A 7,932-nucleotide genomic window follows, 5' to 3' on the forward strand; every position below is an offset into this window, starting at 1 on the left:
AGTGCGTCTTCTGTTTTGGGGTGTGGTTGTAACCTGACCCCCCGCCCACCACTTATCATATTCCTCAACATTATATGACTAACTTGTCGCCGGTCCTGACCTCGGCGTAGAGGGCGGCGATCTTCTTCTCGTCCCGGACGTTGACGCAGCCGTGCGAGGCGCCCGAGTAGCCGCGGGCCGCGAAGTCCTCCGAGTAGTGCACCGCCTGGCCGCCGCTGAAGAACATCGCGTACGGCATCGGGGAGTCGTACAGCGTCGAGACATGGTGCCGGGACTTCCAGCCGACCTCGAAGGTCCCCTCGCGGGTGGGGGTGTACTCCGAGCCGAAGCGCACGTCCATCGACGCTTTCGTCTTTCCGTCGACCATCCAGGAGAGCGTGCTGCTCGTCTTGCTGATGCACATCACCCGCCCCTTCATGCAGCGCGGATCGGGCGCGGCGACCGGCTTGGTGGTGGGCGGGGTCAGCTCGTCGGCCGTCGGGGTGCGGGTCATGCCGCGCAGGCGCTGCCAGGTGACGGTGTCCGTCGCCCCGGTCGTGGGCAGCCCGCGCCTGTTCTGGAAGGCGGCGACCGCGGTGGCGGTGAGGGAGCCGTAGTAGCCGGTGGGCGCGCGGTCGAAGTAACCGATCTGGCCCAACCGGGCCTGGAGTTCGCGCACCTGGTCGCTCTCGGAGCCGGTCGTCATCAGCGTCCTGGGCGCGCTCCGCGTCGGGCTCGGGCTCGGGCTCGGCGGCGGTGCCTCGGGTGTCGTGGGTATGGGCGCCGCGGCCGGGGTCCGGTCGGTGGCGGGCCGGGCGGACGCGGTCGTGGGGGCCGGCGCGGGCGGGGCGGGTGTGGCCGTGGTCCGCTCGGGCAGGGGGGCGATGCTCACCCCCAGGTCCCCGCCCTTGGCGTCGCCCGCCGGCTCGCCCGTGCCCGGCTGCACCGTACAACCCACGCTCACGGCCAGGACGGCGGCCGTGGCGAACCCTCTGCACAGGGTGGACGTCGTGAGCATCTTCGCGGCTCCCCGAAGAGAAAGAAGACGGTTCCCGGCGCGCTGCCGGACCGGAGTGACCGGAGTGACATGATCCCGCGCCGGGACCGCCCGTGTGCCCGTAACTCCCGAATTCCCGGGGCGCGCGGACGACCGGCCGCCGCTACAGTCCGTGGTGACGGGTGGTCGGCGACGGGAGGCGGCAGCCCATGACGGACCCGACGGCGGACCCCGCGCCCGGCCCGGCGCGGAACACGGCGAACGCCGCGCCGGAAACGTCCCCCGGACCCGGCGGGCGACGGGGCGTCAGACGCACCGAGAGCGGCGTGCCCGTCGAGCCGCTGTACGGGCCCGGCGCCCTGGCCGGCTGGGACCCCGCCGAGAAACTGGGCGAGCCCGGCGCGTACCCCTTCACCCGGGGCGTCCACCCGACGATGTACACCGGCCGGCCGTGGACGATGCGGCAGTACGCCGGGTTCGGTACCGCCGCCGAGTCCAACGCCCGCTACCGGCAACTCATCGCGCACGGCACCACCGGGCTCTCCGTCGCCTTCGACCTGCCCACACAGATGGGGTACGACAGCGACGCGCCCCTGGCCCGCGGAGAGGTCGGCAGGGTCGGTGTCGCGATCGACTCGATCGACGACATGCGGGTCCTGTTCGACGGAATCCCGCTCGGCGAGGTCTCCACCTCGATGACGATCAACGCGCCCGCCGCCGTGCTGCTGCTCCTCTACCAACTGGTCGCGGAGGAACAGGGCGTTCCGGCGCGGGAGCTGACGGGGACCGTCCAGAACGACGTACTGAAGGAGTACATCGCGCGCGGCACCTACATCTTCCCGCCGGGCCCCTCCCTGCGGCTGGTCGCCGACCTCTTCCGGTACTGCCGCGCCGAGATCCCGAAGTGGAACACCATCTCGATCTCCGGCTACCACATGGCGGAGGCCGGGGCGACGCCCGCGCAGGAGATCGCGTTCACGCTGGCCGACGGCATCGCGTACGTACGGACGGCGCTGGCGGCGGGCATGGAGGTGGACGAGTTCGCGCCCCGGCTCTCCTTCTTCTTCGTCGCGCGGACGACGCTCCTCGAAGAGGTGGCCAAGTTCCGTGCCGCGCGCCGGATCTGGGCCCGGATCATGTGGGAGGAGTTCGGCGCGCGGGACCCCAGGTCGCTGATGCTGCGCTTCCACACCCAGACGGCGGGCGTGCAGCTCACCGCGCAGCAGCCGGAGACCAATCTCGTCCGGGTCGCGGTCCAGGGCCTCGCCGCGGTCCTCGGCGGCACGCAGTCGCTGCACACCAACTCCTACGACGAGGCGCTGGCGCTCCCCTCCGACAAGGCGGCGCGCCTCGCGCTCCGTACCCAGCAGGTGCTGGCGTACGAGACGGACGTCACCGCGACCGTCGACCCGTTCGCCGGGTCGTACGCCGTCGAGCGGCTGACGGACGGTGTGGAGGCCGCGGCCCTCGCGCTGATGACCCGGATCGAGGAGCTGGGCGGCGCGGTCGGCGCCATCGAACGCGGCTTCCAGAAGGGCGAGATCGAGCGCGCCGCCTACGCCGTCGCCCAGCAGACGGAGAGCGGCGAGCGGGTGGTCGTCGGCGTGAACCGGTTCACCGTGGACGAGGAGGAGCCGTACACCCCCCTGCGGCTCGACCCGGAGACCGGGACGCGGCAGGCGGCGCGGCTGGCGCGGCTGCGCGCGGAACGGGACGGGGCGGCGGTCGCCGGGGCGCTCGCGGAGCTGCGGGAGGCGGCCGGGGGCACGGCCAACGTGCTCCACCCGATGCGGACGGCGCTGCGGGCGCGGGCGACGGTGGGGGAGGTCTGCGACGCGCTGCGGGAGGTGTGGGGGACGTACGTTCCGGTGGACGCGTACTGACGTTCCGCGCCGCTCCGGGAGGGCGGTGTCCGGCAGCCGGATTCCCCCGGCGTGGCATCGAACTCGTATGCGACACTCCGGTACATGTTGGGTGTCACTGATCTGCCGACCTATCTCGTCGGCCTCGTCCTGATCGTTCTCCTGCCGGGTCCGAACTCGCTCTACGTGCTCTCGGTCGCGGCCCGCCGAGGGGTACGCGCGGGCTACACGGCCGCCGCGGGCGTCTGGTGCGGTGACACGGTCCTGATGGTGCTCTCGGCGGCCGGGGTCGCCTCGCTCCTCCAGGCGAACGCCGTGCTGTTCGGCGTCGTGAAGTACGCGGGCGCCGGCTATCTGACCTGGCTCGCCGTCGGGATGCTGCGCGCCGCGTGGTCGATGTGGCGCGCCCGGCACGAACGGTACGAGGCGGCCGAGGGCGAGCTGCGGGAGACGGCCCCGGCGGCCGAGCGCCCGTACCGCAAGGCGCTGATGATCAGTCTGCTCAACCCGAAGGCGATCCTGTTCTTCATCTCCTTCTTCGTCCAGTTCGTCGACCCCGGCTACGCCCACCCCGCGCTCTCCTTCGTCCTGCTGGGCCTCCTCGCCAACGCGGCCAGCGCGCTCTACCTCTCGGCCCTGATATTCGGCGGCACGCGCCTCGCGGCGACCTTCCGACGCCGTAAGCGCCTCTCGGCGGGGATGACGACGGCGGCCGGGGCGATGTTCCTGGGCTTCGCCGCGAAGCTCTCCCTGAGCAGCGTCTGACGGCGCCCCGGGGCCCCCGCGTCCCCCCGACGGCGGTCCTGGGGCGCCCCGCGGGCGGTCTATCGTGGAGGCATGTCCGCTCCTGAGCTGATCCGTATCGTCTCCCGCGACTCGCCGATGGCCCTGGCCCAGGTGGAACGGGTCCGGGCCGAACTGGGGGCGCTGTACCCCGCCACGGTGACCGAGGTCGTGCCCGTCAAGACCACCGGGGACAAGTGGATGGGCGACCTCTCCCTGGTCGAGGGGAAGGGCGCCTTCACCAAGGAGGTCGACGCCGCGCTGCTCGCGGGCGAGGCCGATCTCGCGGTGCACTGCGTCAAGGACGTCCCGGCGGCCCGCCCGCTGCCCGCCGGGACGACGTTCGCGGCGTTCCTCAAGCGGGACGACATCCGCGACGCCCTGATCCACCCCGGCGGGCTGACCCTCGACCGGCTCCCCGAGGGGACGCGGGTCGGTACGTCGTCGGTACGGCGGATCGCCCAGCTCGCCGCCTCCCACCCGCACCTGGTGTGCGTCCCGTTCCGGGGCAACGCCAACCGGCGGCTGGAGAAGCTCGCCGCGGGGGAGGCCGACGCGCTGCTCCTCGCCGCCGCCGGGCTGGAGCGGATCGGGCGTACCGACGTGATCACCGAGATCCTGTCGCCCGAGACGATGTGCCCGCCCATCGGCGCCGGGGTCCTCGCCCTCCAGTGCCGTGAGGACGACACGGCGCTCATCGACGCGGTCAGCGCCCTCGGCGACCCGGACACCTACCGCGAGATCACGGCCGAGCGGATGTTCCTGCATGTCCTCCAGGGGCACTGCAACAGCCCCATCGCCGGCTACGCCACCGCCCGCCCCAACGGCGATCTCTCGCTGCGCGCCTGCGTCTTCACCCCGGACGGCAAGACCGTGCTCAACGCCCACGAGTGGGCCGGGCTGCTCGGCCCGGCCGATCTCGGCGCGTCCGTCGCCCTCGCGCTGCTGCGCCAGGGCGCGCGGGAGCTGATCGACACCATCGCCCACTGACGGGCCCGGTGGCGGTCCGTCAGTCGTTGCCCTCGCGGTGCTCGACCATGGTGTCCGGGCCCGGCGACATGATGGTCTCGTGGCCGTCCTCGGCGCGGACCCGGAACGGCGGCGTGCCCTCCGGGCCCAGCACCTCCACGATCTCCACGACGCGGTCGTGCTTGCCGACCACCCTGCCGTGCATGACCAGCCGGTCGCCCTTGCTCGCCTTCATGCGCACTCCCTGTGGCTCGACCGTCACACCGCGTCACGCGACGCTGTCTGGAGTGTAGGGGCGGCCCACCTCCGTCAGCCATTCCGTCAGGCCGATCGGGTCCTCGCCCGCCCAGCCGACATGGCCGTCGGGGCGGATCAGGAAGAGGCCCTTGCCGTACGGGGCGTACGCGTCGAGCCGCCGTACCCGTACGGCCCGCGCGACCGCCTCGGGCACCTCGGCGTCCGTGCCCACCGCCAGCAGGGTGAAGTGCGGGCCGCGCAGCGCGTCGAAGATCCGGCTGCCGTCCGGGAGGGGGCCGTCCGGGGCGCGGTCGCCCGCGGTGAGGGCTCCGGCGGCGCCGGTGGAGAGGGGGCCGCCCCGGTAGCCCAGGCCGAGTTGGCGGGTGGCCGCGCCGCGCCGGGCCTCGCCGCGGTGGATCCGGGTCGAGAGGCCGAGCATGTCCGCCGCGACCGGCCGGCGCTCCTGCTCGTACGTGTCCAGCAGCGCCTCGGGGGCGCCGCCCCGCACCACCTGGCCGAGCTTCCAGCCCAGGTTGTAGGCGTCCTGGACGCTGGTGTTGAGACCCTGGCCGCCCGCCGGTGAGTGGAGGTGGGCCGCGTCGCCCGCCAGGAAGACCCGGCCGGCCCTGAACCGGTCGGCGAGGGCGGTGCGCGCCCGGAACTCCGAGGCCCAGACGACCTCGGTGACCTCGGACGCGGCCAGGTGCGTGCCGGCCGCCACGAGCGCGCGTACCGCCGCCTCCGAGGTGTCCGGGGCGGGGCCGTCCTCGCGGCGGGCGGTGAGCTGGAAGTGGTCGGTGCCGGGGAGCGGGCACAGGGCCAGGAACGAACCGCTCCTCCCCGGCGCGCCCAGGGCCCCGGCGCCGACCGGGGACGACGGGAAGACGTGCCAGTTCAGCCGGTCCAGCGCGGGGATCCGGAGATCCGCGACCAGGAACGGCGCGGTGTCGACGCTCTCGCCGGCCATGGCGATGCCGAGCGCACCGCGCACCGTGCTGCGGCCCCCGTCGGCGGCGACCGCGTACCGGGCCCGGAGCGTGGTCGCGGGCCGCAGTCCGCCCGCCCCCGGGGAGAGGAGCGTCGCCGTCACCCCGTCGGCGTCCTGGGTCAGCCCGGTCAGCTCCGTACCGAAGGCGACCTCCCCGCCCAGCTCTCCGAGGCGCGCGTACAGGATCTCCTGCGTCCGCCACTGCGGGACGAGCCACACCCCCGCGTACGGTTCCGCCTCCGTCGGCTCGCTCTCCTCGAACATCCGGTGCTCGCCCAGGCGTACGCCGTCCCGCCAGGCCATGCCGACCGGCGCGGGACCGCCGTGCGCGCGGATCGCGTCCGCGACGCCGAGGTCGTCCAGCACCTCCAGGGTGCGGGGCTGGAGGCCCTTGCCCCGGGAGCCGGGGAAGAGCCCCGCCGACCGCTCCACCACCCGGACGCGGACCCCGCGACGGCAGAGGTCGACGGCGAGGGCGAGACCGGTCGGACCGGCGCCGACGATCAGGACCTCGGTCTCCGCCGTGGCGGGCGCCGCCTCCGCAACGGCTTCCCGGGCGTCTTCTCCGAACGTTTCCTTAACGCTGTTAAGTTCCATGCCCCGAGCGTGCCCTTAACGACGTTAAGGTGTCAAGTGTCGCTCCATGGCAGAGTGAGCGCCGTGGCTACGACACGACTCGACCGCGCACTGGTCGCCCGCACCGCGCTGCGCCTGCTGAACGACGTGGGTCTCGAAGGGCTGACCCTGCGCGCCATCGCCGGGGAGCTGGACGTCAAGGCGCCCGCCCTCTACTGGCACTTCAAGGACAAGCAGGCCCTGCTCGACGAGATGGCGACGGAGATGATGCGGCGGATCACGGCCGACCGGCCCGCCGTCCCGGAGCCGGACTGGCGGGCCGGTGTCACCGGGTCGATGCGCACGCTCCGCGGCCATCTGCTGCGCTACCGCGACGGCGCGAAGGTCTACAGCGGCACGCACTTCACGGACACCGGTTACGCGGTCGCCATGGAGGCGAATCTGCGGAACCTCACCGACGCGGGGTTCACGGCGCCCGGTGCCGCCCGCGCCTGGTTCACCGCGTACACGTACACGATCGGCTATGTCATCGAGGAGCAGTCGATGGGCCCCGACCCGGCCACCGGCGCCGAGGGGTACGACCTCGGCGCGCGCGCCGAACGCCTGGCGGACCATCCGCTGGCCGCCGCCGCCGGCGAGGAGATCTTCGGGGACCACGACGCCGGTTTCGAGGCGGGGCTCGCCGTCGTCGTCGCGGGGATCGGGCAGACGCTGTCGCCGGACGCGCGCCCGGCGACTCCGGGCACCCGTGGGTGAGCGGACGGACACGCGCTGACACCGCGAGGGGCGGGATCCGGCCGCTCACGGCGCGGGCGGCTGCGGTCCGGGCCGCCCGGAGCCGTCCGTTCCGGCCAAAGCCGCCCAGCCTCTTTCCCTCCCGTTCCGGGGGCCGCAACGGGAAATCCGCCCGCGCCGCACCGGGCGTTCCTTTTCCGGTGCGACCGGAAACGGCCGATATTTCCGCAGAATTCTCTGACAGGATCCCGATGTTGTTCCGGATGATCCGGAAGTGGATTCCTGAAGGGGCTGGTCATCATGCGCACCGCACTCATGCGTGGGGTTTTCGCCGTCGGAGTGGCGACCGCGGCCGTATTCGCCGGTACGGGTACGGCATCCGCCGACCAGAATGCCGTGTACGCGACGCTGCTCAACGCGAAGAGCGGTAAATGCCTCTCCATATCGGGGGGCGGATCCACCGCCAACGGCGCGGCCGCCATCCAGTACACGTGCAACGGCGGCGACGAGCAGTACTGGGCGTTCGACAGCGCCGGGCTGCTCAACCTCAAGAGCGGGAAGTGTCTCTCGGTGGCGGCCGGCGGCTCCACCGCCAACGGGACGGCCGCGATCCAGTACAGCTGCAACGGCGGTCCCGAGCAGTCCTGGGTCCTCTACAACAGCGGCGAACTCGTGAACGTGAAGTCCGGCAAGTGCCTGTCCCTCGACAACGGCGGCTCCACGGCGAACGGCACCGCCGCCATCATCTGGACCTGCAACGGCGGCGCGGAGCAGCGCTGGGCCTGGTGAACCGAGAGGGCGGCGGC

General features: G+C 72.8%; 7 protein-coding genes and 1 pseudogene. 5 read left to right on the forward strand and 3 right to left on the reverse strand.

Going from position 1 to position 7,932, the window contains the following annotated elements:
• Nucleotides 1-70: 70 nt before the first annotated feature.
• Complete coding sequence (locus ACFXPK_RS12275) at nt 71-997, reverse strand: peptidoglycan-binding protein (RefSeq protein WP_385074418.1); 927 nt, start codon at nt 995-997, stop codon at nt 71-73.
• A 287-nt stretch (nt 998-1,284) separates the two neighbouring features.
• Between ACFXPK_RS12275 and ACFXPK_RS12280 the strand changes: the two are divergent.
• The 3 genes and pseudogenes from ACFXPK_RS12280 to hemC form a co-directional block, all read left to right on the forward strand.
• Nucleotides 1,285-2,859, forward strand: a pseudogene (locus ACFXPK_RS12280) (methylmalonyl-CoA mutase); the annotation flags it as partial.
• An 84-nt stretch (nt 2,860-2,943) separates the two neighbouring features.
• The gene (gene leuE / locus ACFXPK_RS12285; RefSeq protein WP_385004205.1) at nt 2,944-3,603 is read left to right on the forward strand and encodes a leucine efflux protein LeuE; all 660 of its coding nucleotides are present in this window, start codon (nt 2,944-2,946) and stop codon (nt 3,601-3,603) included.
• Nucleotides 3,604-3,675: 72 nt separating this feature from the next.
• Nucleotides 3,676-4,611 (forward strand): hydroxymethylbilane synthase, encoded by a 936-nt coding sequence (gene hemC / locus ACFXPK_RS12290; protein ID WP_385074421.1) that lies wholly within the window; start codon nt 3,676-3,678, stop codon nt 4,609-4,611.
• A gap of 19 nt (nt 4,612-4,630) precedes the next feature.
• Here the strand turns inward: hemC and ACFXPK_RS12295 are convergent, their stop codons facing one another.
• Entirely contained in the window at nt 4,631-4,825 is a 195-nt protein-coding gene (locus ACFXPK_RS12295; RefSeq protein WP_385004201.1) for a DUF1918 domain-containing protein, read from the reverse strand.
• Between the two features lie 33 nt (nt 4,826-4,858).
• Complete coding sequence (locus ACFXPK_RS12300; RefSeq protein WP_385004199.1) at nt 4,859-6,412, reverse strand: FAD-dependent monooxygenase; 1,554 nt, start codon at nt 6,410-6,412, stop codon at nt 4,859-4,861.
• Nucleotides 6,413-6,466: 54 nt separating this feature from the next.
• Between ACFXPK_RS12300 and ACFXPK_RS12305 the strand changes: the two genes are divergently transcribed.
• Both ACFXPK_RS12305 and ACFXPK_RS12310 read left to right on the forward strand, forming a co-directional pair.
• On the forward strand, nt 6,467-7,147 hold the full coding sequence (locus ACFXPK_RS12305) for a TetR/AcrR family transcriptional regulator C-terminal domain-containing protein (protein ID WP_385004197.1): 681 nt from the start codon (nt 6,467-6,469) through the stop codon (nt 7,145-7,147).
• Nucleotides 7,148-7,426: 279 nt separating this feature from the next.
• Nucleotides 7,427-7,915 carry an RICIN domain-containing protein gene (locus ACFXPK_RS12310; RefSeq protein ID WP_385004195.1) on the forward strand — a complete coding sequence of 163 codons (489 nt, stop codon included), beginning with the start codon at nt 7,427-7,429 and terminating at the stop codon, nt 7,913-7,915.
• The last annotated feature ends 17 nt before the right edge of the window (nt 7,916-7,932 follow it).

The organism is Streptomyces sp. NPDC059142 (genome assembly GCF_042755665.1).
In the GTDB taxonomy this organism is placed as follows: Bacteria; Actinomycetota; Actinomycetes; order Streptomycetales; family Streptomycetaceae; genus Streptomyces.